This is a genomic window from Guptibacillus hwajinpoensis (genome assembly GCF_005144865.1).
Lineage (GTDB): Bacteria > Bacillota > Bacilli > Bacillales > Guptibacillaceae > Guptibacillus > Guptibacillus hwajinpoensis_A.
In genome coordinates this window covers 443,951-470,749 of record NZ_SWFM01000001.1, presented here as the reverse complement: position 1 = coordinate 470,749, position 26,799 = coordinate 443,951, and the positions used below count along the sequence as shown (strand labels likewise).

Sequence of the window (26,799 nt, the reverse complement as noted above, 5' to 3'; positions counted from 1 at the left end):
AAAAGAGCCATTGGTTAAGAAGGAGGAAGAATTGGATGGACCAGGATTTAAAAATAAGGAAAGAACGTCTTCAGCTGCTCCTTCAGCAAATATCATTTCCTGATAAGTTTGAGGAATATTTTAAAGAGGGCTATATTTCAAAGCTAACAGTATATAAAGAGACGAGAAAATGGCATTTTGATTTCCACCTCCCTGATGTACTGCCGTTTCATGTGTATGAGCTTTTTCAAAGCCGTCTAATTGAGGGGTTACGTCATATCGCTTCAGTTTCTTACACCATCTCAACTGATGGGGGAGGATCAGAGGAGCTTGCAGCTGCTTATTGGGAAAATGTTGTTGAACTCATGCAGGAGCATTCAGCATCGCTTACTGCGCTCTTGAAAAGTCAAGCACCTAAAATTAGTGGAAATAAACTGATTGTAACCGTGCGAAATGAAACGGAAGCCGCTATTGCGAAGCGTAAGCTTGCAGGACCGCTTACTGATTGCTATCTCGCAGCTGGTTTTCCGAAATATATGCTTGAGATCGAAGTAAAAGAATCACAGCAGGATTATCAAAAATTTGTAGAGCAGAAGCAACAAGAAGATCAGTCGAAGATGATGGAAGCATTGATTGAGAAACAAAAAGCTGATAATGCTTCAAGCAAAGGTCAAGTCCCTGACTCTCTAGTTATTGGTTATAAAATTAAAGAAGATCCTGTGCCAATTGAAACGATTCAAGATGAAGAGCGCCGCATTGCCGTTCAGGGTTATGTTTTCCACGCGGAAACAAAAGAACTACGGAGCGGTCGTACGTTACTGACTTTCAAAATTACGGATTATACAGATTCGATCCTTGTCAAAATGTTCTCTCGTGATAAAGAAGATGTGCCAATTCTAGAAGCCGTTCGTAAAGGAATATGGGTCAAAGTGAGGGGCGGAATTCAGAACGATACATTCGTTCGAGATCTCGTCATGATTGGAAATGATTTAACAGAGATTAAACCAGATCTAAGAGTTGATGAAGCACCTGAAGATGAGAAAAGAATTGAGCTACATGCGCATACACAAATGAGTCAAATGGATTCAGTCAGCACTGCAGGAAGTTTAATCGCTCAAGCTGCGAAGTGGGGACATCCTGCTATTGCAATTACTGATCATAACGTTGTTCAATCGTTTCCAGATGCTTACGCTGCAGGACAGAAAAACAATATTAAAGTGATCTATGGACTCGAAGCGGATCTCGTGGATGATGGTGTACCTATGGCATATAATGAAGCGGACCGAGATCTTGAAACAGGAACCTATATCGTATTTGACGTTGAGACCACGGGACTTTCAGCTGTCTATAATAAAATTATTGAGCTTGCAGCTGTAAAGTTGAAAGATGGAGAAATCGTTGATAAATTCGAGCGATTTGCGAATCCGCACCATCCTCTTTCCTCGACTACAATTGAGCTTACTGGTATAACGGATGATATGGTAATGAACGCTCCTGAAATCGAAGACGTGATCAAAGATTTCTACGAATTTATTGGTGATGATATTCTCGTTGCTCATAACGCAAGCTTTGACATGGGTTTTCTAAACGTTGGCTTACGAAATATCGGTGTAGGAGAGGCAACGAATCCCGTTATCGATACGTTGGAACTTGCCCGGTTTCTATATCCCGAAATGCGAAATCATCGCTTAAATACGCTTTGTAAAAAGTTTGATATTGATCTTACACAACATCATAGAGCTATTTATGATGCTGAGGCAACAGGGTATCTATTATGGAAGCTAGTGAAAGATGCGCTTGAACGTGATATAACCAATCATAATATGTTAAATGATAATATGGGACAGACTGGTTTCCAACGAACTCGGCCATCACATGCAATCATTCTTGCAAAAAATGATGTGGGGTTAAAAAACTTATTTAAACTTGTATCTCTTTCACATATCGACTATTTCTATCGCACGGCTCGTATACCAAGATCAAAGCTTGAGAAATACCGGGAAGGATTACTAATCGGTTCAGGTTGTGATAAAGGTGAAGTCTTCGAAGGCATGATGCAAAAGTCGCCAGAAGAAGTCGAAGAAATTGCGAAATTCTATGATTATTTGGAGGTGCAACCTCCACAGAACTATATGCATCTAATTGAGAAAGAGTTAGTACAAGATGAAATGGCTCTTAGAGAAATCATCGGTAAAATCGTGAAGCTTGGGGAGAAACTCGATAAACCAGTTGTTGCGACAGGTAACGTCCATTACCTTGAACCTGAAGATCATATTTACCGTAAAATACTGATTAAAGCTCAGGCTGGTAATCCATTAAATCGACAGACGTTACCACAAGTTCATTTCCGTACAACAAATGAAATGCTGGATTGTTTCCATTTTCTAGGTTCGGATAAAGCAAAGGAAATTGTTGTGCGTGATCCTCAGAAAGTGACAGACTTAATCGATGATATTAAACCGATTAAAGATGATTTGTTCACGCCTAGAATTGAGGGCGCAGATGAGGAAATGCGAGAAATGAGTTACAGTATGGCTCGCAGTATATATGGAGATGAATTACCATCAATTGTTGAAGAGCGACTTGAAAAAGAATTGAAAAGTATTATTGGACATGGATTTGCCGTTATTTATTTAATTTCACATAAGCTTGTTAAGAAATCCCTTAACGATGGCTATCTAGTTGGTTCACGTGGTTCAGTCGGTTCATCTTTTGTTGCAACAATGACCGAGATTACCGAAGTGAATCCGCTCCCTCCACATTATGTTTGTCCAACATGCAAAAAGTCGGAGTTCTTTAATGATGGATCAGTAGGATCTGGCTTTGATCTTCCAGACAAATCATGTGAGGACTGCGGCGTTACATTAATTAAAGATGGTCACGATATACCATTTGAGACATTCCTTGGATTTAAAGGGGATAAAGTTCCCGATATCGATTTGAACTTCTCAGGAGAATATCAACCGCGTGCCCATAACTATACGAAAGAGCTTTTTGGTGAAGATAATGTATTTCGTGCTGGAACGATTGGAACTGTAGCTGAGAAAACAGCTTACGGTTATGTGAAAGGATACATGGGGGATAATGACCTGCATTATCGAGGGGCAGAAATCGATCGTCTCGTATCAGGATGTACTGGAGTTAAGAGAACGTCAGGTCAGCATCCGGGTGGTATTATCGTTGTACCAGATTATATGGACATTTACGATTTTTCACCGATACAGTTTCCTGCAGATGATAAAACATCAGCATGGAAAACGACGCACTTTGACTTTCACTCCATTCATGATAATTTGCTTAAGTTAGATATCCTTGGGCACGATGATCCGACCGTTATTCGTATGCTGCAGGATTTAAGTGGGATTGATCCAAAAACGATCCCAACCGATGATGAGGGGGTAATGAAGCTCTTCAGCGGAACGGATTCTCTTGGCGTAACGCAGGACCAAATTATGTGCAAAACTGGCACTTACGGAATACCGGAATTTGGAACCCGATTTGTACGTCAAATGCTTGAAGACACAAAACCAAGCACGTTCTCAGAGCTTGTTCAGATCTCAGGTCTTTCCCATGGAACTGATGTATGGCTTGGCAACGCGCAGGAGTTAATTCAAGCAGGTACTTGTAACCTTAGTGAAGTAATCGGTTGTCGTGATGACATTATGGTTTATTTAATCTACAAAGGACTTGATCCATCACTTGCTTTTAAAATTATGGAGTTTGTCCGAAAAGGAAAAGGGCTACAAGAAGAATGGGTAGCTGAAATGAAGAAGCATGATGTGCCAGATTGGTACATTGATTCATGTTTAAAGATTAAATATATGTTCCCGAAAGCTCACGCAGCGGCATATGTTTTAATGGCCGTTCGAATTGCTTACTTTAAAGTGCATCATCCTATTCTTTTCTACGCTGCTTACTTTACTGTAAGAGCCGATGACTTTGATATCGATACGATGTCAAAAGGGTCAAATCCCATTCGAGCGAAAATCGAGGAAATCAACGAAAAAGGACTGGATGCTTCTCCAAAAGAGAAGAACCTTCTTACTGTTATGGAAATTGCTCTTGAAATGTCAGAACGCGGTTATCGTATGCAAAAGGTAGACTTGTATCGATCCAAAGCAGCAGAATTCGTTGTTGATGGAGATACACTGATACCACCGTTCAATTCCCTACCTGGAGTTGGAACGAACGCAGCGCTTAACATCGTTAGTGCTAAAGACGGGGGAGAATTCCTTTCGAAGGAGGATCTTCAGCAGCGGAGTAAGATCTCTAAGACCGTTCTTGAGTATCTTGATGACCATGGCTGTCTCGAAGGTTTACCAGATGCCAATCAGCTTAGTTTGTTCTAGAGAAGCACGTTCGCTTCTCTGTTGAATTGGTGATATGAGTATGGTATAGTAATTGTGGAAATACTAGTGAATAAACACGCGACGGAAGAGTGGGGCTATCCCACTCTTTCGTTTTCGATTGGGACCCTGCTGTACAGGATCAGAAAGGAGGACAACCAATGACTGAAAATGTGATTACGGTAACTGAAGAACTAGTAAAACCAATAGTAGATGAAATGAACCTGGAACTCGTAGATATAGAATTTACGCAGGAAGGAAAGAATTGGTTTCTCCGTGTCTATATCGATTCTCCTCAGGGCGTAGATATCGAGGAGTGCGGTACAATTAGCGAAAAATTAAGCGAACAGCTTGATAAACATGACCCAATTACGCAACCTTACTTCCTTGAAGTATCCTCACCTGGTGCTGAGCGCCCGCTTAAGAAGAGGACTGACTTTGAAAAAGCAGTAGGTAAACAAGTCTATATGACAACCTATGAACCCATTAACGGGGAAAAAAGCTTTGAAGGCAAACTTTCGGACTTCGATGGTGAAACGGTTGTCATTGAACAGAAAGTAAAAACAAGAATTAAGAAGGTTGAACTACCTTTTGAAAAAGTTGCAAGCGCAAGGCTTGCTGTTGTTTTTTAGTTAAAGGGGAGAATGAAAAATGAAGAGTAGTGATTTATTAGATGCGCTGACCGTCCTTGAAAAGGAAAAGGGCATTAGCAAGGATATTATTGTTGAGGCGATTGAAGCTGCGCTGATTTCTGCATATAAGCGAAACTTCCACCAGGCTCAAAATGTTAGAGTTGACTTTAATCAAGATACTGGATCAATTCGCGTATTTGCTCGTAAAGATGTTGTGGAAGAGGTTGAAGATGCTCGTCTTGAGATCTCTCTTGAAGATGCAAAAGACATAGATCCACAATATGAATTAGAGGATATTGTTGAAATTGAAGTTACGCCTCGTAATTTTGGTCGTATTGCAGCTCAAACAGCTAAACAAGTTGTTACTCAGCGTGTACGTGAAGCAGAAAGAGGCATTATATTTAGTGAATTTATTGATCGTGAAGACGATATCATGACTGGTATTGTGCAGCGTCAAGATCATCGTTTTATTTACGTTGACCTTGGACGTATTGAAGCTCTCCTCCCTGCAGGCGAACAAATGCCGAACGAAACGTATCATTCACATGACCGCATTAAGGTTTATGTTACGAAGGTTGAGAAAACAACAAAAGGGCCTCAGGTGATGGTTTCACGTACTCATCCTGGCCTTCTTAAGCGTTTATTCGAACTTGAAGTGCCTGAAATCTTTGACGGTACAGTAGAAGTGAAATCCATTTCTCGTGAAGCTGGTGATCGTTCAAAGATTGCCGTTCACGCAGAAGATCCTGAAGTAGATCCGGTAGGATCATGTGTTGGACAGCGCGGACAGCGTGTACAAGCCATCGTAAACGAACTTAAAGGCGAGAAGATCGATATTGTAAGCTGGTCTGAAGACATCGTCGAATATGTAGCTAATGCGCTTAGCCCTTCAAAAGTACTTAAGGTAAATGTAGATGAAGAAAATAAAATGACTCAGGTTATCGTACCTGATTATCAGCTTTCACTTGCAATTGGGAAGCGTGGGCAAAATGCACGTCTTGCTGCAAAGCTTACAGGCTGGAAGATCGATATCAAGAGTCAATCAGAAGCTGAAGAGCAAGGGATCTACAGTCCTGATGAAGCACCGCTTTTTGAAGAGAACGATTCTGAAGATTCTGAGCTAGATTAAGCAACTGAAAGATCAGGAGAGGTGTCCATCGTGCAAAAACGTAAAATTCCGATGCGGAAATGTGTCGCCTGTCAAGAAATGAAGCCTAAGAAGGAACTCGTTCGCGTCGTTCGATCACCAGAAGGTGTTATTTCGATCGACGAAACGGGTAAAAAGAATGGACGAGGAGCTTATCTTTGCAATAGTGAAGAGTGCTTCGCGCTTGCCAAGAAGAGAAATTCATTAGCGGCTCATCTTAAAACAGAAGTGACAGAAGATATATATACTGACCTACAAGAATCGCGGTCAAACTAAATGAAGAGTAAGAATTGGGAGTCACTTCTAGGACTTGCTCAGCGCGCTGGTAAAGTCGTTTCTGGAGAAGAACTTGTCGTTAAAGAAATTCAACGCAAGAATGCTAGACTGATTTTATTAGCGAATGATGCATCTGACAACACAAGAAAGAAAATAACGGATAAAGCAACTACTTATAAAGTGCCTGTATGTACCGTTACAGGACGATATGAACTAGGCCATGCGATAGGTAAAGTTCAGCGAGTCACGATAGCCGTTACTGACGCAGGTTTTGCGAAGAAACTCTTTGCGATTCTCGATCAATAACTCGGGGGTGATCGTTTGAGTAAGATGCGAATTCATGAATATGCAAAAGAACATAATACAACTAGTAAGGATGTTATCGAAAAGTTAAAGAGCATGAATATTACGGTGAATAACCATATGTCTGTGATTGACGATCAGACAGTTGATAAGCTCAAAAACGATTCGAAACAATCCAAAAAGGGAAGCGACAAAAACAGTATGGAAAATAAAAATAACCGAAACAACCCAAAAGCAAATGCAAATCCAAAAAGTAAAAGTGCACCAAATAACCGCCGTGGCGGCCGACGTCCTAACCGTCGTGGTAAAGGACAGCCTCCTAAAAACACGGCTGCTCCAAGAAGACTGCCTTCAAAAGTAACATTTATGGGCTCTTTAACTGTAGGGCAGCTTGCTGAGAAGCTTGGTAAAGATGCTTCAGAATTAATCAAGAAATTAATGGGTCTTGGTGTAATGGCTACAATTAACCAGGAACTTGATAAAGACACAATGGAACTTATCTGTGATGACTACGGCGTCAAGGTCGAAGAAGAAGAACCATTTGAAGTAACAGACCTTGATAACTACACAAGCGAAGACAAGGAAGAGAAGCTTGTTGAGCGCCCTGCCGTTGTTACAATCATGGGTCACGTTGACCATGGTAAAACAACTCTACTTGATGGTATCCGTGATACGAAAGTAACCCAAGGTGAAGCAGGCGGAATTACACAGCATATCGGTGCTTATCAGATCGAAGAAAAGAATAAGAAAATTACGTTCCTGGATACACCTGGACACGCTGCCTTTACAACAATGCGTGCACGTGGTGCGAAAGTAACGGACATTACCATTCTTGTTGTTGCAGCTGATGATGGTGTTATGCCTCAAACAGTTGAAGCAATTAACCATGCGAAAGCGGCTGAGGTGCCAATTATCGTTGCCGTTAATAAGATGGATAAAGAAGGTGCAAATCCTGACCGTGTTATGCAGGAACTAACTGAGTATGAACTCGTTTCTGAAGCATGGGGTGGAGATACAATTTTCGTAAACCTTTCTGCTATCAAGCGCGAAGGAATCGACGAACTTCTTGAAACCATACTTCTTATTTCTGAAGTAGAAGAATTTAAAGCAAATCCGGATAAGCTTGCAACAGGTACAGTTATTGAAGCTCAGCTTGATAAAGGCCGTGGCCCAGTAGCGACACTCCTTGTTCAAGAAGGTACACTTAAAGTAGGTGACCCGGTAGTAGTAGGAAATACATTTGGCCGTGTTCGTGCAATGGTTAACGATCTTGGTAACCGTGTAGAAACAGCAGCGCCATCAACACCTGTTGAAGTAACAGGACTAAGTGATGTTCCACACGCTGGAGATCGTTTCGTAGCATTTGAAGACGAGAAAACAGCTCGTCAAGTTGGAGAGGCACGTAACCAACAAAAAATTGAAGCACAGCGTAAAGAGTCTTCAAAAATGAATCTAGACGATCTATTTGATAAAATTCAGCAGGGCGATGTGAAGGACATTAACATCATCGTTAAAGCTGATGTACAGGGTTCAGTTGAAGCACTTGCTGGCTCGCTTAGTAAGATTGAAGTAGAAGGTGTGAAGATTAATATTATTCACACAGCAGTTGGTGCAATTACAGAATCAGATATTATTCTTGCTTCAGCATCTAACGCAATCATCATTGGATTTAACGTACGTCCAGATACGAATGCGAAGAAAGTAGCTGAATCAGAACAAGTTGAGATTCGTTTACACCGCGTAATCTACACTGCAATTGATGAAATTGAATCTGCTATGAAAGGTATGCTTGACCCTGTTTATGAAGAGAAGGTTATTGGTCAAGCTGAAGTTCGTGAAACATTTAAAGTATCCAAAGTTGGTACTATTGCAGGTTCTTATGTAACAGAAGGTAAGATCACAAGAAATTCTGGTGTTCGTGTCATTCGTGACGGCATCGTAGTCTTTGAAGGTGATGTGGATACACTGAAACGTTTTAAAGACGATGCGAAAGAAGTTGCGAAAGGGTACGAGTGCGGAATTACACTTGCTAAGTTCAATGATGTGAAAGAAGGAGACATTATTGAAGCTTACATCATGGAGGAAGTTAAGCCTAAGTGATTGGTTATGTAGAATGTGAATGCATCATTTATGATGCTCAATCTCTGAAAGAAAAAAGGTCTGTGCTTCAGTCGGTTATTAGCCGGCTGAAGCATTATAATCTGGCCGTTTCTGAGCTTGATAGTCAGGATCTGTGGCAGCATACGGTAATAGGTATCGTCACAACCGCTTCAAGTAAGACTGCCTGCGAGCGTGAGCTTCAGCGTGCCGTCTCAATGATTGATTCACGTCCTGATATCGAACTCACTCGAGCTACTTATGAATGGCTTTAGGAAAGAAACGAGGTGTAACGATGAGTAATGTTCGCGCAAATCGTGTTGGTGAACAGATGAAGAAAGAACTTGGTGATATAATCAGCAGGAAAATCAAAGACCCGCGCGTAGGTTTCGTTACGGTAACAGCTGTTGAAGTTACGAATGATCTACAGCAAGCAACAGTATTTATTACTGTACTAGGTGATGAAGAGAAGAAAGAAGCTACCCTAAACGGTCTTGCGAAAGCGACTGGGTTTATCCGTTCAGAAATTGGGAAACGAATTCGTCTTCGCAAAACACCAGAAATTTACTTTGAGTTCGATGAATCGATTGATTATGGTAATAAAATCGAGAGACTTCTTGCAGATTTAAATCAATCGGATGAGTAATGATGAAGGGATAGACAGGAATGTCTATCCTTTCTCTATGTCATCAGAGTGAAAGGAGGAAGAGAATGAACGGCATTTTACCATTAAAAAAACCGGCTGGCATGACGTCTCATGATTGTGTAGCCATTATAAGAAAGCTTTTACGAACAAAGAAGGTTGGTCATACAGGAACTTTAGATCCTGATGTGACAGGTGTTTTACCTCTTTGCATTGGTAGAGCGACAAAAGTGGCTCAGTATATGACTGATTTCTCAAAGACGTACGAAGCTGTAATTACTCTAGGCTTTTCAACGACGACAGAAGATGCGTCTGGAGATAAAGTGGAGGAAAAGATTGTAGACAGATTGCCAGCAAATAGTGAGATAGAAGAAGCTCTTGCTGCGTTCAGAGGAGATATTGAGCAAATTCCACCAATGTATTCCGCTGTAAAAATAAACGGTAAGAAGCTATACGAGTATGCCTTTAAGGGAGAAGTCGTGGACCGCCCATCTAGAAAAGCGACTATACATGAGCTAGAGTTGAATGGAGAGGTTACTCATGAAGAAGGAACTGTCTCTATTCCTGTTCGTGTCACATGTAGCAAGGGGACATACATTCGAACACTTGCGGTGGATATTGGGGAAAAGCTTGGTTTTCCAGCTCATATGTCTTTTTTGATTCGTACCGCTTCAGGCCCGTTTAAACTAGAAGAATGTTTGACATTTGATGAGATTAAACAGATGATAGAAGAGGAAACACTATCTCTATTCCCAATGGAATACGCTCTTTCCGCAATGCCATCTTTAACTGTAGAACCTGAGCTTGAAGAAAAGCTTCAAAATGGAGCTGTGCTTCCTCAAGTGGATGAGATGACAGCGGATCGACTTGTTATGTACAATAAGGACGGAGAAGCAATTGCAATCTATCAAAAACATCCTGAGAAACCTGGCTTAATGAAGCCTGAGAAAGTGTTTTCGAGATGAAGTTAGAAGGTGAAACCGTTGAAAACAATTTATTTATCTCATCCTCATAAAATGGAAGCAGACAAACCATCTGTCATGGCACTTGGTTATTTCGATGGCATTCACCGGGGCCATCAGAAAGTCATTTCTACTGCAAAGGAAATCGCAGTAGAAAAGGGAGTAGACGCATCAGTAATGACATTCTATCCCCATCCATCGGTAGTATTAGGTAGTTCAGCGCCACAAACAGAGGCCATTACACCACTGGATGATAAAATTGATCTGATTGAACAGCTTGGTATTGATGTGCTTTACATCGTAAAGTTTGACCCAACTATTGCGGGTTTAACACCACAGCAGTTCGTAGATGACTACATTATTGCTCTATCAGTTGTACACGTTGTAGCAGGATTTGACTTTACATATGGAAGTAAAGGAAGAGGAACAATGGATTCAATGCCATTTCATGCTCGAAACAAATTCAATCAAACTACAATTGATAAAGTATCAAAACATGATGAAAAAGTTAGTTCTACATTAATTCGTTCTTATATTCGTGAAGGGGCTGTCGAGAACATCAAAGGTGTTCTTGGTCGCAACTATATTGTGAAGGGAACGGTTGTAAAAGGAGATCAGCGTGGACGTACAATTGGCTTCCCAACGGCTAATGTTGAGTTGAAAACTGAATATCTTGTTCCATCTACAGGTGTATACGCTGTTCGGATGAAAGTGGAAGGCACCTGGCTGAATGGTGTTTGTAACATAGGGTATAAACCTACCTTTTATGAAGAAAGACCAGAGCATCCATCACTAGAAGTCCATGTATTTGATTATGAAGGAAACTTATATGGTCAAGATGTGATGGTAGAATTCCATAAAAAAATTCGTGGGGAAGTTAAATTCCCTTCAGTTGATGCCTTAATTAAACAAATTGGGCAAGATTCTGAAGAGGCAAGAAGAATACTTACGTAGTTTCCTCTTGCATTTTGGTAAGAAAACCTGTAATCTAATATTCGTACGGAAAGTACACAACCTATACTGGGCAATCGAGTCACCGACGTTTGCGCGGTACCAGGGGATTAGAAATTAAGGAGGTGAAACGGATGGCAATCACACAAGAGCGTAAGCAAGAACTTATCACTAAGTTCAAAACTCACGAGAATGATACTGGTTCTCCAGAGGTTCAAATCGCTGTCCTTACTGAGGAAATCAACAATTTGAACGATCATCTACGTTTCCACAAGAAAGACCACCACTCTCGTCGCGGTCTTCTTAAGATGGTTGGTAAACGCCGTAATCTTTTAACGTATCTTCGTAACAAAGACGTTACTCGTTACCGCGAACTAATCAAAGAACTTGGTCTACGTCGATAATGATTCAGAAAAGCGGGATATTTCCCGCTTTTTTATTAGGTTAAAAATACATAGATTTCTTCCTTTCTTTTTAGAAGCAAAAAGGTTAGGGTATAATAAAAGAAATGATTTTATTGGATGAGAGGAGTTCTCACATTAATGGCACAGGACAAGCAAGTGTTTTCAATTGATTGGGCCGGTCGCGAGTTGTCGGTTGAAATTGGTCAACTGGCAAAGCAAGCGAGCGGTGCGGCATTGATTCGCTACGGCGACACAGCCGTATTAGCAACGGTTACAGGTTCAAAAGAGCCTAAAGACCTTCCGTTTTTCCCACTAACGGTTAACTATGAAGAACGATTATATGCAGTAGGTAAGATTCCTGGAGGCTTCATTAAGCGTGAAGGCCGTCCAAGTGAAAAGGCAATTCTAGCGAGTCGTCTAATTGACCGCCCGATTCGTCCTTTATTCCCTGACGGTTTCCGTAACGAAGTACAGGTAGTAAGTACAGTTATGAGCGTTGATCAAAACTGTTCCTCAGAGATGGCAGCTATGTTCGGTTCATCTCTAGCATTAGGTATTAGTGATCTTCCATTTGATGGACCGATTGCTGGTGTTATTGTAGGACGCATCGACGGTGAATTTGTTGTGAATCCAAACGTTGATCAGCTTGAACAAAGTGATATTCACTTAACGGTAGCTGGAACGAAAGAAGCCATTAACATGGTTGAAGCAGGTGCTGAAGAAGTTCCTGAAGAAGCAATGCTTGAAGGTATTCTTTATGGACATCAGGAAATTAAGCGTCTAATTGCTTTCCAAGAGCAAATTATTGAAGCAACTGGTAAAGAAAAGCGCGAAGTAGCGCTTAAGAAAGCCAACGAAACGCTTGAAGCAGAGCTTGGAGAGCAGTACCTATCTGACGTTAAAGAAGCTGTAAAGGTGATTGAGAAGCATGCAAGACAGGAAGCTATTGATGCTGTAATGACGCGTGCAACAGAAGCATATGAAGAAAGCGAAGAATATAGTGCTGATGAAGTGAAATCAATTCTGAATAGCTTCGTGAAGCAGGAAGTTCGTCGTTTAATTCTGAAAGATAAAGTACGACCTGATGGACGTGGCGTTGATGAAATTCGCCCGCTTGATTCTGAAGTCGGTATTTTATCAAGAACACACGGTTCGGGTCTGTTCACTCGTGGACAAACTCAGGCGCTAAGCATTTGTACGCTAGGAGCACTTGGGGATGTTCAAATCCTTGATGGTCTAGGTACAGAGGAATCAAAGCGTTTTATGCATCACTATAACTTCCCTAAATTCAGTGTAGGTGAAACTGGCCCTATGCGTGGACCTGGTCGTCGTGAGATTGGTCACGGTGCACTTGGTGAACGTGCTCTTGAGCAAGTTATCCCAACTGAGAAAGATTTCCCTTATACAATTCGTCTTGTATCTGAAGTGCTTGAATCGAATGGTTCGACTTCACAGGCAAGTATCTGTGCAAGTACGCTTGCGATGATGGATGCAGGTGTGCCGATTACAGCACCGGTTGCAGGTATTGCTATGGGGCTTGTAAGCGATGGAGAAGATGTTACAGTTCTTACTGACATTCAAGGCATGGAAGATGCTCTTGGTGACATGGACTTTAAAGTAGCTGGGACGAAGCAAGGAATAACAGCTCTTCAAATGGATATTAAAATTTCTGGAATTAACGAAGACATCCTTCGTCAGGCTCTTGAGCAGGCGAAAAATGGACGTCTTGCAATCCTTGAAAACATGATGAGCGCTATTAACGAGCCTCGTACTGAGCTTTCTGCTTACGCTCCTAAGATCCTTACAATGTCAATTAAACCTGATAAAATTCGCGATGTTATTGGACCAAGTGGAAAAATCATCAACAAGATTATCGAAGAGACTGGCGTTAAAATCGACATTGAACAAGATGGATCAATCTTCATTTCTTCTACTGAACAAGAAATGAATGCAAAAGCTAAGAAAATCATCGAAGATCTTGTGCGCGAAGTTGAAGTTGGTACAACATACCTTGGTAAAGTTAAGCGAGTTGAGAAGTTCGGAGCATTTGTTGAACTATTCGCTGGCAAAGAAGGTCTTGTTCACATTTCTGAACTTGCCGAAGAACGGACAAACAAAGTTGAAGATGTTGTCTCGATCGGTGATGAAATTATGGTTAAAGTTAAAGAAATCGATAAGCAAGGACGCGTTAACCTTTCTCGTAAAGAGCTATTAAAAGAGCAGCGTGAACGTGAAGAACAAAGTCAACAGAACTAAAGAATTCGGCTTAGGCCGAATTCTTTTTTTTTTTGCCTTTTATTGAAGAAGCAGACCTTAGAGAGGCTTATAATGAAACATTTTTAATACGCGTCTCGTTCTATAGCTTGACTTAAGCACATACCCTTTGTACAAAAGGGGGCAAAACAATGAAGAAGTCCTGGATCCATTTAGTTGTTTTTGTAATGATCTTAGCGGTTGCAGCAGGTTCACTTCAGAACCCCTACACATCGATGTATCTTGGTAATTTAAAAGAACAGGCTACTATAACTGTTAATGGAAGTCCACTATATAGTGAGATAAACGAAGCAAAATCGGAACTTGATATACTTCCTGTTAATGCCGTGATTGATCGTGTATGGAAAGGCATACCAGGTTATAATGGGGTTGTGATTGACGCAGAAGCTTCCTACGAGAAAATGAAAGGTAAGTCTTTCAACGAAGACATGCTTGTTAGAAAAGAAGTTGAACCTGATATCCAGCTAGATGACCTTGAACCTACACCAGTGTATAAAGGAAATCCTAATAAGGCTATGGTCGCTTTGATGATAAATGTTGCATGGGGTGAAGAGTATCTACCGGATATGCTGCAAGTGTTAAAGAAAAATAATGTTCACGCAACGTTTTTCCTTGATGGGTCATGGGCTAAGAAAAATTCAGATATGGTGCGCATGCTTGATGAAGAGGGGCACGAACTTGGAAATCATGCCTATTCTCACCCTGATCTAAAGCAATTAAGTGATGAATCCATTCGGAAAGAGCTAGAAGATACAAATAAAGTTATTGAAGCGACAATCGACAAAAAGCCAGTTGTTTTCGCGCCACCAAGCGGTAGCTATGCGAACAATGCAGTACAGATTGCTGACAGCCTTGGCATGCAGACGGTTCTCTGGTCTGTTGATACAGTTGATTGGAAGAAACCTGCCCCACAGGTTATAACGGATCGAGTATTGCAGAAGGTTCACGCTGGCGCATTAATTTTGATGCACCCTACAGACTCGACAGAGAAAAGCCTGGAATCTATTATTCGAGGTGTTAAAAAGCGCGGTTATCATCCTGGTACCGTCTCACAAGTGTTAGATTCAAAACGGATTGAGAAAAGACCATAGAATTGTTTCCTATCTTCATTAATGATATAGTGATTTTGGAAGATTACGAAAGAAAAGGTTACGATACAGGAGGAAAAGGCTTGATAAATAAAGTAACTTGCAAAAACGGAGTAAGGGTAGTGTTAGAAAATATTCCAACAGTTCGATCGGTCGCCATCGGCATCTGGATTGGAACTGGTTCTCGGTTTGAACCTAAAGAGTTAAATGGCGTTTCACATTTCCTTGAGCATATGTTTTTCAAGGGAACTGAAAAGCGTAGCGCGAAAGAAATTGCTGAATCATTTGATAGTATTGGCGGTCAAGTTAATGCGTTTACATCGAAAGAGTACACATGTTACTATGCAAAAGTTCTCGATGAGCATGCGGATTATGCGCTTGATGTGTTAACAGATATGTTTTTCCAATCAACGTTTGAAGCTGGAGAGCTCGCGAAAGAGAAGAACGTTGTTCATGAAGAAATCAAAATGTACGAAGATACGCCAGATGACATCGTTCATGACATGTTGAGTCAGGCGAGTTACGGTGATCACGAATTAGCAATGCCGATCCTTGGGACAGAAGAAACATTAAAAGGATTTTCTGGAGATACACTTCGAGAGTATATGCAAACTCACTATACACCTGACAATATCGTTGTATCTATTGCAGGAAACATTGATGAGTCGTTTATGCAAAAAGTAGAAGCTGCTTTTGAACACTGGGAAACACCTGCTGGAAAGCCTGATGTTTCAGCACCAGTTTTCCACTCAGGACATCTTGCTCGAAAGAAAGAAACAGAACAAGCTCACCTTTGTCTCGGATACGCAGGACTTCCTTTTGGTACAGACGATATTTATAGCTTAATTGTTATGAATAACGTACTTGGCGGAAGTATGAGCAGCCGTCTCTTCCAAGATGTAAGAGAAGATCAGGGACTTGCTTATTCTGTGTTCTCGTATCATTCTGCTTATAAAGATAGCGGGTTGCTTACGATTTATGCAGGGACAGCACAAAACCAGCTCGACCGTCTATATGAAACGATTCAGAAGACATTAACAGAATTTAAGAAAGATGGAATTACATCTAAAGAGCTTAAGAATTGCAAGGAGCAGTTGAAAGGGAACTTGATGCTTAGCCTTGAAAGTACAAATAGCCGGATGAGCCGAAACGGTAAAAATGAATTATTACTAAATCAACACCGCACACTTGACGACATTATTACGAATATCGAAAGTGTAAATCATGAGAATGTGAATAACATGATTCAATCCATGTTCACAGACGATTTCTCTTGTTCGTTGATTAGTCCAAACGGTAAATTACCAAATGGTATGAAATAGATTCGATTAAAAGCCCGTCTCTCTTGTAGAGGCGGGTTTTTAGTCGTGATTATTTATGTCTTCCTGTCTAACTTTATTCATAGACTAATATATATAAACGCGATAGTTAGGAGGAGAACGATGAGGTTAAGTCAACTGAGTGGCAAAGAATTAATTGATATTGAGAGAGGTCAGAAACTCGGTGTATTAGGTCAAACAGATCTATTATTTGATGAAAAAACGGGGTTATTAAAAGCCTTAATTATCCCTAAGTCCTCCTGGATGGGCTTTAAACGTAGAGAACAAGATATCTCCATACCGTGGGAACATATTGAAACAATCGGAAGAGATATGATTATCGTTCAAAATAATAAAAAGGATTAAATTGGAGTTCATTCTAAATTCACCAAGCGGGTATTCACCACATAGAATGTTGAGAAATTACATTAATCCCCGTAGTAAGACGTGGAAAAGGAAAGGGGAGGAACGATGCTAACGAATCAACACATCGCCGTAATTGGCGGTGATGCCCGCCAGCTTGAAATTATTCGAAAGTTGACCGAACTGAATGCGGACTTATACCTAATCGGGTTTGATCAGCTTGATCACGGATTCACCGGAGCAACGAAATGTACAATGGATGAAGTTAAGCTTTCAACACTGAATGCGATTATCCTTCCAGTGGGTGGAACGACGCTTGAAGGGGAAGTAGATACGATATTTTCCAATGAGAAGGTTATTTTAACGGCAGATCAACTGAAACAAACTCCTTCCCACTGCACAATTTATAGTGGTATCAGTAACAGTTGTTTAAATCAAATGGTTGCCGAGGCGTCCAGGACGTTAGTTTGCCTATTTGAACGAGATGATGTTGCAATATATAATTCTATCCCGACGGTAGAAGGTACTGTCATGATGGTTATTCAGCATACTGATATTACGATCCATCAATCAAATATAGCAGTACTAGGACTTGGGCGCGTTGGGATGTCAGTAGCACGTACATTTGCGGCACTTGGTGCAAACGTCAGTGTAGGAGCAAGAAAGCCCGAACACATTGCTAGAATTACGGAAATGGGCTTAAAACCATTTCATTTATCAGATCTCGTTCATCAAGTCTCAAATCTGGATGTTTGTATCAATACGATACCAGCCCAAATTGTAACGTCACAAGTGATTGCAAAAATGCCTTCTCATACGCTTGTGATTGACCTTGCTTCGAAGCCTGGAGGAACGGATTTTCGATATGCAGAAAAGCGTGGCATTAAGGCGCTTCTTGCACCTGGGCTTCCTGGTATTGTTGCACCAAAAACAGCAGGGAAAATTATTGCGAATGTATTGACTCAGCTGCTGATTGAGCAGTCTCACAAGGGAAAGGAGAACAATCCATGAGTTTGAAAGGGAAACACATTGGTTTTGGTTTAACAGGTTCTCATTGTACGTATGATGCCGTTGTCCCTCAAATTGAAGAACTCGTTCAATCTGGAGCCAAAGTCACTCCATTTGTGTCACATACCGTTATGAACACGACTACGAGGTTTGGAGTAGGTGAAGATTGGATTGCTCGAATTGAAGAAATCACAGGCATTTCTGCTGTAGATTCTATAGTGAAGGCAGAACCGTTTGGCCCGAAAACACCGCTTGATTGCATGGTTATTGCCCCAATAACAGGCAACTCGATTAGCAAATTCGCTAATGCGATGACTGATTCACCCGTATTAATGGGTGCAAAAGCAACGTTAAGAAATGAGAAACCGGTCGTTCTTGGCATATCGACGAATGATGGTCTTGGATTAAATGGCACAAATATTTTACGATTGATGTCGACCAAGAATATCTATTTTATTCCATATGGGCAAGATGATCCTGTTAAAAAGCCAAACTCACTTGTAGCTCGGATGCCTTCTTTGAAAGATACAGTTGAAATGGCGATGCAGGGAAAACAGATTCAACCCGTCTTAGTCGAGCGGTATTTAGATTAACCAATTGATTTTTCTTTCTTTAGAATAGGTTTATGATAAAATAGAAAATAAAATCACTATGTAGGAGGAGAAACCTCGGTTTCTCCTTCTGTTGTGATGGATTTAGGAATGGACTATGGAAGGAGAATAAAGAAATGAGCGGGAACCAATATCATGTAGCAGTAGTTGGAGCAACAGGTGCAGTCGGACAACAAATGATTCATACACTAGAGGAACGAGATTTTCCGATATCGACCTTAACGCTCCTTTCATCATCACGTTCAGCGGGTAAGAAAGTCATGTTTAAAGGGCAGGAATTAACCGTGAAGGAAGCAACACCAGAAGCTTTTGAAGGGGTGCAGCTTGCCTTATTTAGTGCTGGAGGTAGTGTTTCTAAAGAATTAGCTCCTGAAGCTGTTAAACGAGGCGCAATCGTTGTTGATAATACAAGTGCGTTCCGAATGAACCCAGAAGTTCCACTTGTGGTACCGGAAGTGAACGAAAGCGACTTGAATGATCATAAAGGTATTATTGCTAACCCAAACTGTTCAACGATCCAGATGGTGGCAGCACTTGAACCACTTAAACAAACATACGGCCTTCATAAAATTATTGTTTCTACTTACCAGGCTGTTTCAGGTGCAGGAGCGAACGCTGTTACTGAGATGAAAGAACAGTCACAAGCTGCATTAAATGGAGAAGAATACACTCCAGAAATTCTTCCAGTTAAGGGAGACAAGAATCATTATCCAATCGCATTTAACGCGATTCCGCAAATTGATGTTTTTGAAGAAAATGGATTTACTTATGAAGAAATGAAAATGATAAATGAAACGAAGAAAATCATGCACGACGCTGAGCTACATGTAGCTGCAACTTGCGTACGTCTCCCAATTGAGACAGGTCACGCTGAATCTGTTTATGTGGAAATCGGCCGAGACGATGTTACAGTTGATGATGTTAAAGAACTTATGAAGAACGCGCCAGGAGTAACATTGAAGGACGACCCTTCTAATCAAGTTTATCCTATGCCGCTTGATGCTGTAGGGAAATCAGATGTTTTTGTGGGTCGTATTCGAAAAGACCTTAATCAAAAAAATGGCTTCCATATGTGGATTGTCTCTGATAATCTACTCAAGGGGGCAGCATGGAATTCTGTTCAAATCGCCGAAAGTTTGGCAGCCCTCAATATTTTGAAATAGACATAAGAAGGTGTTCTGAATGAAAGTCATCGTGCAGAAGTTTGGCGGAACTTCATTAAAAAGTGAAGACGGCAGACTTAGAGCTGTTAACCATATTAAAGAAGCAGTCAGCGATGGATATAAAGTTGTCGTCGTCGTATCAGCGATGGGTCGAAAAGGAGATCCTTATGCAACGGATACGTTGCTTGGATTAATTGGTGATCGAAATCGTAAAGTAACGTCAAGAGAATATGATCTCTTAGTTTCATGTGGAGAAAGCATTTCTTCTGTCGTTTTTTCAAACTTGCTACTTACAGAAGGGCTTAGAGCCACAGCTTATACAGGTGGTCAGGCAGGGTTTATGACGACTGCCGAGCATAGTAAAGCAAGGATTCTTGAAATGAAATCTGAACGTCTCATGGAAGAGCTCAAGACGATGGACGTTGTGGTTGTAACAGGTTTCCAGGGTGTTACAAAAGATGGCGATGTTACAACACTTGGTCGTGGAGGTAGTGATACCTCGGCTGCAGCTCTTGGTGCAGCACTAACGGCTGAGTGGGTTGATATTTTCACAGATGTGGAAGGAATTATGACAGCCGATCCTCGTCTTGTTGAAAAAGCTCGCCCGCTTTCCATTGTGACTTATAATGAAGTTTGTAATATGGCTTATCAAGGTGCAAAGGTGATTCACCCACGTGCCGTTGAAATTGCGATGCAAGCGAAAATTCCAATGCGTATTCGATCTACTTATTCGTCCTCAACAGGAACACTTGTTACATCTGCTACTGGTAAGATCACAGGTGAACAGGTTATAGATCGTGTGATAACGGGTATCGCTCATGTGAGTGGCGTGACACAAATTAAAGTCTTCGCGAAAGAGGGGCAATACGATCTTCAGTCCAGAGTATTTAAAGCTATGGCTCGAGAAGGAATTAGTGTTGACTTCATTAACATCAGCCTTACAGGTGTCGTATACACTGTAATGGAAGAAATGACAGAGCGAGCAGTTTTGACTTTAAATGAAATGGGCTACGATCCAGAAATCATTCAAGATTGTGCGAAAGTATCTGCTGTAGGAGCGGGCATGAGTGGTGTACCTGGTGTTACTGCGAAGATTGTTGAGTCGCTTGCTCAAGAAAACATTGATATACTTCAGTCGGCTGATTCTCATACAACCATTTGGGTTCTGGTAAGACAACATGATTTGTCAGCGGCTGTTAACGCGTTGCATGATGTGTTTCATTTACATCTTGCCCCAGGACAGGAATTAGAAGAAATGAAGGATCAGCTTCAAGCTGAAGGCAAGGAGTGAAAGAAATGAATTTTGGAAAAGTATTAACAGCTATGGTCACTCCCTTTGATCGTAAAGGGTATGTTGACTTTGCGAAAACGGAACAATTAATCAACTATCTATTGAAGAACGGAACTGATGGACTTGTTGTTGCCGGAACAACAGGTGAATCTCCAACGCTTTCGTCAGAAGAAAAGGTAGCCTTGTTCAAGCATTCCGTTAAAATAGCAGATGGAAGAGTGCCGATTATTGCTGGAACAGGTAGTAACAATACACACGCATCAATTGAGCTAACGAAGAAAGCGGAAGCTGTAGGTGTGGATGCAATCATGATCGTTGCACCTTATTACAGTAAGCCCGGACAAAAAGGTCTTTACGAGCATTTCAAAACTATCGCTGAATCAACAAAACTTCCTGTCATGATTTATAACATTCCAGGTCGTTCTGTAGTGAATATGACAGCTGAAACGATTGTAGAGCTTTCCAAAATCAATAACATCGTTTCCGTTAAAGAAGCGAGTGGAGATCTTGATCAGATTACTGAGATTATCAGTCAAACAGACGATTCTTTCTCTGTCTATAGCGGAGATGATGGATTAACATTGCCGATTATGTCGATCGGTGGAGATGGCGTTATTTCTGTTGCTTCACACGTTCTCGGTAGCGAAATGCAGGAAATGATAGCTGCTTATGAAGCAGGAGAAGTAAAGAAAGCAACATCAATTCATCATCAGATTTTACCGATTATGAATGAGCTTTTTAAAGCCCCAAGCCCATCACCAGTGAAAACAGCCCTTCAGTTGAAAGGAATGGACGTTGGAAGTGTTAGACTCCCAATGATTCCTCTTACAGCTGAAGAACGTTCTTCATTAGCTGCTGCGCTATCTAAATAATATGTTCGAACGGACGCCTATGGCGTCCGTTTTTTGTTAAGCAATAAGGGGAGCTTTGTAATGAATGGTAAAACAATGTCTCGTTCATACTACTACTACCAGAGTAAGGAAGGGGACACTAGTATGAATAATGAATATCGTAATGAAAACCCAGGTCAGGAGCCTGATAAAAAGGATGACCAAAAATCATCACTTGTTGATAAAATACAGCAGCTCGGTCAAACGAATGTACCAAGTATGGATCATTCAAACATTCATTGTTTAACAATCATTGGTCAAATTGAAGGTCATGTTCAGCTTCCACCACAAAATAAAACAACGAAATATGAACATTTAATTCCACAGATTGTTGCAATCGAGCAAAACCCTAAGATTGAAGGAGTACTAATCCTGTTAAATACAGTTGGAGGAGACGTGGAAGCTGGTCTTGCCATCTCAGAAATGATTGCTTCCCTATCAAAACCTTCTGTTTCGATCGTGCTGGGCGGAGGGCACTCCATTGGTGTTCCAATTGCCGTTGCGGCGAATTATTCTTTTGTTGCTGAAACAGCTACGATGACGATCCATCCTGTTCGATTAACTGGACTAGTTATTGGCGTACCACAAACATTTGAGTACTTAGATAAAATGCAGGAGCGCGTTGTTAGTTTTGTAACAAGGCATTCAAATATAACAGAAGAAAAATTCAAGGAACTAATGTTCTCAAGAGGTAACCTTACAAGAGACATTGGAACGAACGTAGTTGGGGACGATGCTGTTAGTTATGGATTAATTAATGAAGTAGGTGCGGTGGGGCCTGCGATGAAAAAGCTTAATGAATTAATTGATGAATACAAAGGGAAGCAGGAAGGAGATCTTGTACAATGATCCTCTACACGATTCTTCCACATGAAGCGGTTTTTCCACCAGATCAATCCGTCTACGAACAGCAAAACATCATTGAATGGAATGGTGTAGAATTACTCGTTGAAAGGACTTCTCTTACAGAATGTAGAGTTGTCCAAGTTTTAAGTACAAATCCTCAGGATTATTTAAATGAATCAACTCAGCCTGGTCAAATGCTTACTTTATCAACTTCGCCTTTGAAATAGAGCCTATAGGACCACGGCAAGATGTGGTATACTAGGAATAGATTGGTGAACAAAAAGCAGCCTGAAATGGCTGCTTTTTCTTACCAGCTATGGCTTGTATAGAGGTGAGAATATGGCAAAGCGAAAACGAAAGAAGTCAACAAAGAAACAGGCCGCCTGGCAATCCCAAGTTAAAATTGAATTTATCGGTTTGACCGTTCTGGCGTTTACCGTTTTAGGCGTTTTGAAGATGGGAGTTGTCGGTCGAGCAATCTATCATATGTTTCGTTTTTTTGCAGGAGAATGGTTTGGGCTCATTGTCGCTGGACTCGTTCTATTTGCTGGTTTTTTAATTGTGAAAAGAAAACTGCCACCGTTTTGGACAAGGCGGCTAGCTGGATTTTATTTATTAGGAACATCTTTTTTACTATTAAGTCATGTTGGCTTATTTGAAACCTTATCTCGTGAAGGAGAATGGGGTAGTGCATCGGTTATTGCTAATACATATGAACTCTTCCGTATGGATGTAACCAATCCATCAGATTCCAGCCCGCTTGGCGGTGGCATGATCGGTGCTTTGTTATTTGCGTTTAGCTATCGTTTGTTTGATGCAACTGGCACTCAGTTAATGGCGTTTCTATTAATTCTTCTCTCATTCGTCTTAATCACTGGCAAATCATTCAGTGATGTTCTTGGGAAGTTCTTTGAATGGATCAAAGGGTTTGTCACCAATACTTTTGACGAAGCAAAAGCTTTATTTGCGGAAAGCAAAAATGCGCGGAGAGAAAAGAAGGAGCAGCGAGCTGCTTTAAGGGCACAGGAAGAAACAATGGAGCCTGAAACCTATGATGTCTCGCAAAATGATAACGAACAAGAAGAGGACCCTTTCGAACCTGAAATCCGTACGTTCACAGAAAGTGCATACAGAGAAGAGCCTGAGGCTGCACAAGATAAGCAGGAAGAGTCGAAGAGTGAAGCTACTTCAGAAGCAGCAGACGGCACGCCTATTAAGTCACTAACTGTTGGAGAGTTAGAAAACAAAGATTACCGTCTTCCATCACTCTCATTGCTTCAGCCTCCTAAGAAAATTTCACAGGATAATGAACGGCAGCAGATTTCTGCTAATGCAAGGAAACTAGAGAAAACCTTTGAGAGTTTTGGAGTGAAAGCAAAGGTAATGAAGGTTCATCTTGGACCTGCGGTAACGAAATACGAGGTATATCCGGATACAGGTGTAAAGGTAAGTAAGATTGTCAACCTCACAGATGACCTGGCTCTCGCTCTTGCAGCAAGAGATCTACGGATTGAAGCACCGATTCCAGGTAAATCGGCAATAGGTATTGAAGTTCCGAATTCAGAAGTAGCGATGGTTACTTTGAGAGAAGTACTTGAATCGAAAGAGTATCAATCACATGAATCAAGAGTTGCTATCGGTTTCGGAAGAGATATTTCAGGCGAAGCCGTTGTATCTGATTTATCAAAAATGCCACACTTGCTTGTCGCAGGGGCAACAGGAAGCGGTAAAAGTGTGTGCATTAATGGAATTATTGCAAGTATTATGATGAAAGCTAAGCCACATGAAGTGAAAATGATGATGATTGATCCTAAGATGGTGGAGCTAAATGTCTATAATGGTATTCCTCATCTTCTTGCACCGGTTGTTACAGATCCTAAAAAAGCATCACAGGCGTTGAAAAAGGTCGTCAATGAAATGGAACGTCGTTATGAGCTTTTTTCACACACTGGGACTCGAAATATTGAGGGATATAATAATTACATTAAGCGACAAAATGAAACGTCTGAAGCAAAGCAACCGACGCTACCTTATATTGTTGTAATTGTTGATGAGCTAGCTGATTTAATGATGGTTGCATCAAGTGATGTAGAGGATGCGATAACAAGACTTGCACAGATGGCACGTGCAGCTGGTATCCATTTAATTATCGCTACACAGCGACCTTCTGTTGATGTTATAACAGGCGTAATCAAAGCCAATATCCCTTCTCGAATTGCATTTAGTGTTTCTTCAATGACGGATTCGAGAACCATCCTTGATATGGGTGGGGCAGAGAAACTACTTGGTAAAGGAGATATGCTCTTCCTACCAGTCGGAGCGAATAAACCGAAGCGTGTTCAGGGCGCTTTCTTATCTGATGAGGAAGTAGAAGAGCTAGTTGACTTTGTTATTGCTCAACAAAAAGCGCAATACCAAGAAGAAATGATTCCAACAGATAAACCTGAAGAAGCTCAACCTGAAGTAGATGACGATCTCTACGATGATGCTGTCCAACTCATTACTGAAATGCAAACAGCATCCGTATCCATGCTTCAACGTCGTTTTAGGATTGGTTATACAAGAGCAGCAAGGCTAATCGATGCAATGGAGGCTAGGGGAATAGTTGGACCATATGAAGGAAGCAAGCCACGCGAAGTACTTATAAGCAAAGAAGAAGAAGCGCAATCTAGCTAGATTGCGTTTCTTTTTTGTTGTCTAAATGAGAATCAACAAATTGAAAATATACAATAATTTCACGTAATGTATTGTACGATTTAAAATATTGGTAATCGATTTTTTTTTCAAAAAACTATTTCTTTATCTCCTTGAAAATGGTATAGTTATGTCGAAATATGACTTATTTTTCAAAATTGTCTCAATTGCTTTCCATGCTCTTTCCTTATTATATAATTTTTTTTGGGGTATGAGAGCGCAACCAAACAAAGCGTAGCTCGATATAGAGAAAAGAGCAGGCGGAGTTTAAAAAACATTAGGGGGATTAAAATGAAGAAGAAGTACGGTTTTATGTTGTCGGCTGTATTAGCTGCCGGTACACTTTTGTCTGCTTGTGGAACAAATGATTCAGCAAATGAAGGTTCTGGAGGCGGAGGTACCGAAGATAAAAGCAGCGATTTTAAAGTTGCGATGGTAACTGATACAGGCGGTGTTGATGATAAATCCTTTAACCAATCTGCTTGGGAAGGTCTTCAGCAGTTCGGTAAAGATAATGGACTAGAGAAAGATAAAGGCTTTAAATACGTTCAATCTACTGCAGCAAGTGACTACCAACCAAACCTTTCAGGTTTAATTCGCGAAGATTATAACTTGATCTTTGGAATTGGGTTCCTAATGCAGAAGGATATTGAAACAATTGCTACACAAAAACCAGATGCTCAGCTCGCACTTGTTGATAGCGTTGCTGTAAACAAAGATAACGAACCTCTTGAGAACGTAGCGAGTATTACATTTAAAGAGCACCAGGGTTCATTCCTAGTTGGTGTTATTGCAGGTATGCAGTCTGAATCAAATAAAGTTGGCTTCATCGGAGGAGTTAACTCTGAATTAATCAAAAAGTTCGAAAGTGGATTTAAAGCTGGAGTTAAATCTGTAAACCCTGATGCTGAGATCTTTACTCAGTATGCGGATGATTTTAACGCTGCAGAAAAAGGTCAACAGATTGCTGCAACGCTTTACGATAAAGGCGCAGATATCATCTATCACGCTGCTGGTGGAACTGGTAACGGAGTGTTCACAGAAGCGAAGAACCGTGCGAAGAACGGTGAAAAAGTTTGGGTTATTGGTGTAGACCGTGACCAGCATGAAGAAGGTATGCCAGAGAACGTAACGCTAACATCTATGATTAAGCGTGTTGACACTGCTGTAATGGAAGTATCAAAGCTAACGATGGATGGAAACTTCCCTGGTGGACAAGTTACTGAATTTGGTCTTGAAGAAGACGGCGTAGGTATTGCTGAAACACAGGAAAACGTATCAGAAGAAGCACTGAAAAAAGTAGAAGAGTATAAAGAGAAAATCCAGAGCGGCGAGTTGGAAGTTCCTAGTACGGACGAAGAATTCGAGAAATTCGAAAGCTCTTTATAAAAGACATTCATCTTTAGGGCTGAACAACCTCTTGGAAATCTCACCTATATTACAGCCAAATACGGGACAAAGGCTAGTATTTTCATAGACTAGCCTTTGTTTCATGTTTTGGATAAGGGAGTG

At 40.9% G+C, this 26,799-nt stretch carries 24 protein-coding genes; all 24 read left to right on the top strand.

The window, feature by feature from the left end; translation table 11 throughout:
* Positions 1-35 precede the first annotated feature (35 nt).
* The 24 genes from FBF83_RS02310 to FBF83_RS02195 all read left to right on the top strand — a co-directional run bounded on the left by FBF83_RS02310 (position 36) and on the right by FBF83_RS02195 (position 26,676).
* Positions 36-4,328, top strand: a complete 4,293-nt coding sequence (locus FBF83_RS02310) for a PolC-type DNA polymerase III (RefSeq protein ID WP_136945523.1) — start codon at positions 36-38, stop codon at positions 4,326-4,328.
* 158 nt (positions 4,329-4,486) lie between these two features.
* Positions 4,487-4,957, top strand: a complete 471-nt coding sequence (rimP, locus tag FBF83_RS02305; protein ID WP_136945522.1) for a ribosome maturation factor RimP — start codon at positions 4,487-4,489, stop codon at positions 4,955-4,957.
* A gap of 19 nt (positions 4,958-4,976) precedes the next feature.
* Positions 4,977-6,086 (top strand): transcription termination factor NusA, encoded by a 1,110-nt coding sequence (gene nusA, locus FBF83_RS02300; protein ID WP_136945521.1) that lies wholly within the window; start codon positions 4,977-4,979, stop codon positions 6,084-6,086.
* Positions 6,087-6,116: 30 nt separating this feature from the next.
* The gene (rnpM, locus tag FBF83_RS02295) at positions 6,117-6,380 is read left to right on the top strand and encodes an RNase P modulator RnpM (protein ID WP_276528439.1); all 264 of its coding nucleotides are present in this window, start codon (positions 6,117-6,119) and stop codon (positions 6,378-6,380) included.
* Positions 6,381-6,686, top strand: coding sequence for a YlxQ family RNA-binding protein (locus FBF83_RS02290; protein ID WP_136945520.1), 306 nt, complete (start codon positions 6,381-6,383; stop codon positions 6,684-6,686). It begins immediately after the preceding gene.
* 15 nt (positions 6,687-6,701) lie between these two features.
* The gene (gene infB / locus FBF83_RS02285; protein WP_136945519.1) at positions 6,702-8,783 is read left to right on the top strand and encodes a translation initiation factor IF-2; all 2,082 of its coding nucleotides are present in this window, start codon (positions 6,702-6,704) and stop codon (positions 8,781-8,783) included.
* Positions 8,780-9,055, top strand: coding sequence for a DUF503 domain-containing protein (locus FBF83_RS02280; RefSeq protein ID WP_136945518.1), 276 nt, complete (start codon positions 8,780-8,782; stop codon positions 9,053-9,055). Before infB ends, FBF83_RS02280 begins: the two co-directional genes overlap by 4 nt.
* A gap of 20 nt (positions 9,056-9,075) precedes the next feature.
* Entirely contained in the window at positions 9,076-9,426 is a 351-nt protein-coding gene (rbfA, locus tag FBF83_RS02275) for a 30S ribosome-binding factor RbfA (protein WP_048309785.1), read from the top strand.
* Positions 9,427-9,491: 65 nt separating this feature from the next.
* Entirely contained in the window at positions 9,492-10,388 is an 897-nt protein-coding gene (truB, locus tag FBF83_RS02270) for a tRNA pseudouridine(55) synthase TruB (protein ID WP_136945517.1), read from the top strand.
* Positions 10,389-10,406: 18 nt separating this feature from the next.
* A complete protein-coding gene (gene ribF, locus FBF83_RS02265; RefSeq protein WP_136945516.1) occupies positions 10,407-11,339 on the top strand; it encodes a bifunctional riboflavin kinase/FAD synthetase in 933 nt (310 codons plus the stop codon).
* Between the two features lie 131 nt (positions 11,340-11,470).
* Positions 11,471-11,740 (top strand): 30S ribosomal protein S15, encoded by a 270-nt coding sequence (gene rpsO, locus FBF83_RS02260; RefSeq protein ID WP_048309782.1) that lies wholly within the window; start codon positions 11,471-11,473, stop codon positions 11,738-11,740.
* Between the two features lie 138 nt (positions 11,741-11,878).
* Entirely contained in the window at positions 11,879-13,996 is a 2,118-nt protein-coding gene (locus FBF83_RS02255) for a polyribonucleotide nucleotidyltransferase (RefSeq protein ID WP_136945515.1), read from the top strand.
* A gap of 149 nt (positions 13,997-14,145) precedes the next feature.
* The gene (locus FBF83_RS02250; protein WP_136945514.1) at positions 14,146-15,105 is read left to right on the top strand and encodes a polysaccharide deacetylase family protein; all 960 of its coding nucleotides are present in this window, start codon (positions 14,146-14,148) and stop codon (positions 15,103-15,105) included.
* A gap of 80 nt (positions 15,106-15,185) precedes the next feature.
* A complete protein-coding gene (locus FBF83_RS02245; protein ID WP_136945513.1) occupies positions 15,186-16,424 on the top strand; it encodes a M16 family metallopeptidase in 1,239 nt (412 codons plus the stop codon).
* A 120-nt stretch (positions 16,425-16,544) separates the two neighbouring features.
* The gene (locus FBF83_RS02240) at positions 16,545-16,787 is read left to right on the top strand and encodes a YlmC/YmxH family sporulation protein (RefSeq protein ID WP_136945512.1); all 243 of its coding nucleotides are present in this window, start codon (positions 16,545-16,547) and stop codon (positions 16,785-16,787) included.
* A 105-nt stretch (positions 16,788-16,892) separates the two neighbouring features.
* The gene (gene dpaA / locus FBF83_RS02235) at positions 16,893-17,795 is read left to right on the top strand and encodes a dipicolinic acid synthetase subunit A (protein WP_136945511.1); all 903 of its coding nucleotides are present in this window, start codon (positions 16,893-16,895) and stop codon (positions 17,793-17,795) included.
* Positions 17,792-18,385, top strand: coding sequence for a dipicolinate synthase subunit B (gene dpaB / locus FBF83_RS02230; RefSeq protein ID WP_136945510.1), 594 nt, complete (start codon positions 17,792-17,794; stop codon positions 18,383-18,385). Before dpaA ends, dpaB begins: the two co-directional genes overlap by 4 nt.
* A 134-nt stretch (positions 18,386-18,519) precedes the next feature.
* Entirely contained in the window at positions 18,520-19,566 is a 1,047-nt protein-coding gene (asd, locus tag FBF83_RS02225; RefSeq protein ID WP_136945509.1) for an aspartate-semialdehyde dehydrogenase, read from the top strand.
* A 19-nt stretch (positions 19,567-19,585) separates the two neighbouring features.
* Positions 19,586-20,857: an aspartate kinase gene (gene dapG, locus FBF83_RS02220; RefSeq protein WP_136945508.1), complete on the top strand. Its 1,272-nt coding sequence runs from the start codon at positions 19,586-19,588 to the stop codon at positions 20,855-20,857.
* 5 nt (positions 20,858-20,862) lie between these two features.
* Positions 20,863-21,729 carry a 4-hydroxy-tetrahydrodipicolinate synthase gene (dapA, locus tag FBF83_RS02215; RefSeq protein ID WP_136945507.1) on the top strand — a complete coding sequence of 289 codons (867 nt, stop codon included), beginning with the start codon at positions 20,863-20,865 and terminating at the stop codon, positions 21,727-21,729.
* Positions 21,730-21,852: 123 nt separating this feature from the next.
* On the top strand, positions 21,853-22,596 hold the full coding sequence (locus tag FBF83_RS02210; RefSeq protein ID WP_136946458.1) for a ClpP family protease: 744 nt from the start codon (positions 21,853-21,855) through the stop codon (positions 22,594-22,596).
* Positions 22,593-22,820 (top strand): YlzJ-like family protein, encoded by a 228-nt coding sequence (locus tag FBF83_RS02205; protein ID WP_136945506.1) that lies wholly within the window; start codon positions 22,593-22,595, stop codon positions 22,818-22,820. The genes FBF83_RS02210 and FBF83_RS02205 overlap by 4 nt, the downstream gene beginning before the upstream one ends.
* A gap of 112 nt (positions 22,821-22,932) precedes the next feature.
* Complete coding sequence (locus FBF83_RS02200) at positions 22,933-25,269, top strand: FtsK/SpoIIIE family DNA translocase (protein ID WP_136945505.1); 2,337 nt, start codon at positions 22,933-22,935, stop codon at positions 25,267-25,269.
* Between the two features lie 309 nt (positions 25,270-25,578).
* Complete coding sequence (locus FBF83_RS02195) at positions 25,579-26,676, top strand: BMP family lipoprotein (RefSeq protein ID WP_136945504.1); 1,098 nt, start codon at positions 25,579-25,581, stop codon at positions 26,674-26,676.
* Positions 26,677-26,799: the final 123 nt, after the last annotated feature.

Bases quoted from the DNA above. Each gene is read 5' to 3' on its own strand.
- FBF83_RS02310 (WP_136945523.1), top strand. From the start codon at position 36: ATGGACCAGGATTTAAAAATAAGGAAAGAACGTCTTCAGCTGCTCCTT.
- rimP (WP_136945522.1), top strand. From the start codon at position 4,487: ATGACTGAAAATGTGATTACGGTAACTGAAGAACTAGTAAAACCAATA.
- nusA (WP_136945521.1), top strand. From the start codon at position 4,977: ATGAAGAGTAGTGATTTATTAGATGCGCTGACCGTCCTTGAAAAGGAA.
- FBF83_RS02290 (WP_136945520.1), top strand. From the start codon at position 6,381: ATGAAGAGTAAGAATTGGGAGTCACTTCTAGGACTTGCTCAGCGCGCT.
- rbfA (WP_048309785.1), top strand. From the start codon at position 9,076: ATGAGTAATGTTCGCGCAAATCGTGTTGGTGAACAGATGAAGAAAGAA.
- truB (WP_136945517.1), top strand. From the start codon at position 9,492: ATGAACGGCATTTTACCATTAAAAAAACCGGCTGGCATGACGTCTCAT.
- rpsO (WP_048309782.1), top strand. From the start codon at position 11,471: ATGGCAATCACACAAGAGCGTAAGCAAGAACTTATCACTAAGTTCAAA.
- FBF83_RS02255 (WP_136945515.1), top strand. From the start codon at position 11,879: ATGGCACAGGACAAGCAAGTGTTTTCAATTGATTGGGCCGGTCGCGAG.
- FBF83_RS02250 (WP_136945514.1), top strand. From the start codon at position 14,146: ATGAAGAAGTCCTGGATCCATTTAGTTGTTTTTGTAATGATCTTAGCG.
- FBF83_RS02240 (WP_136945512.1), top strand. From the start codon at position 16,545: ATGAGGTTAAGTCAACTGAGTGGCAAAGAATTAATTGATATTGAGAGA.
- dpaA (WP_136945511.1), top strand. From the start codon at position 16,893: ATGCTAACGAATCAACACATCGCCGTAATTGGCGGTGATGCCCGCCAG.
- dpaB (WP_136945510.1), top strand. From the start codon at position 17,792: ATGAGTTTGAAAGGGAAACACATTGGTTTTGGTTTAACAGGTTCTCAT.
- asd (WP_136945509.1), top strand. From the start codon at position 18,520: ATGAGCGGGAACCAATATCATGTAGCAGTAGTTGGAGCAACAGGTGCA.
- dapG (WP_136945508.1), top strand. From the start codon at position 19,586: ATGAAAGTCATCGTGCAGAAGTTTGGCGGAACTTCATTAAAAAGTGAA.
- dapA (WP_136945507.1), top strand. From the start codon at position 20,863: ATGAATTTTGGAAAAGTATTAACAGCTATGGTCACTCCCTTTGATCGT.
- FBF83_RS02210 (WP_136946458.1), top strand. From the start codon at position 21,853: ATGAATAATGAATATCGTAATGAAAACCCAGGTCAGGAGCCTGATAAA.
- FBF83_RS02205 (WP_136945506.1), top strand. From the start codon at position 22,593: ATGATCCTCTACACGATTCTTCCACATGAAGCGGTTTTTCCACCAGAT.
- FBF83_RS02200 (WP_136945505.1), top strand. From the start codon at position 22,933: ATGGCAAAGCGAAAACGAAAGAAGTCAACAAAGAAACAGGCCGCCTGG.
- FBF83_RS02195 (WP_136945504.1), top strand. From the start codon at position 25,579: ATGAAGAAGAAGTACGGTTTTATGTTGTCGGCTGTATTAGCTGCCGGT.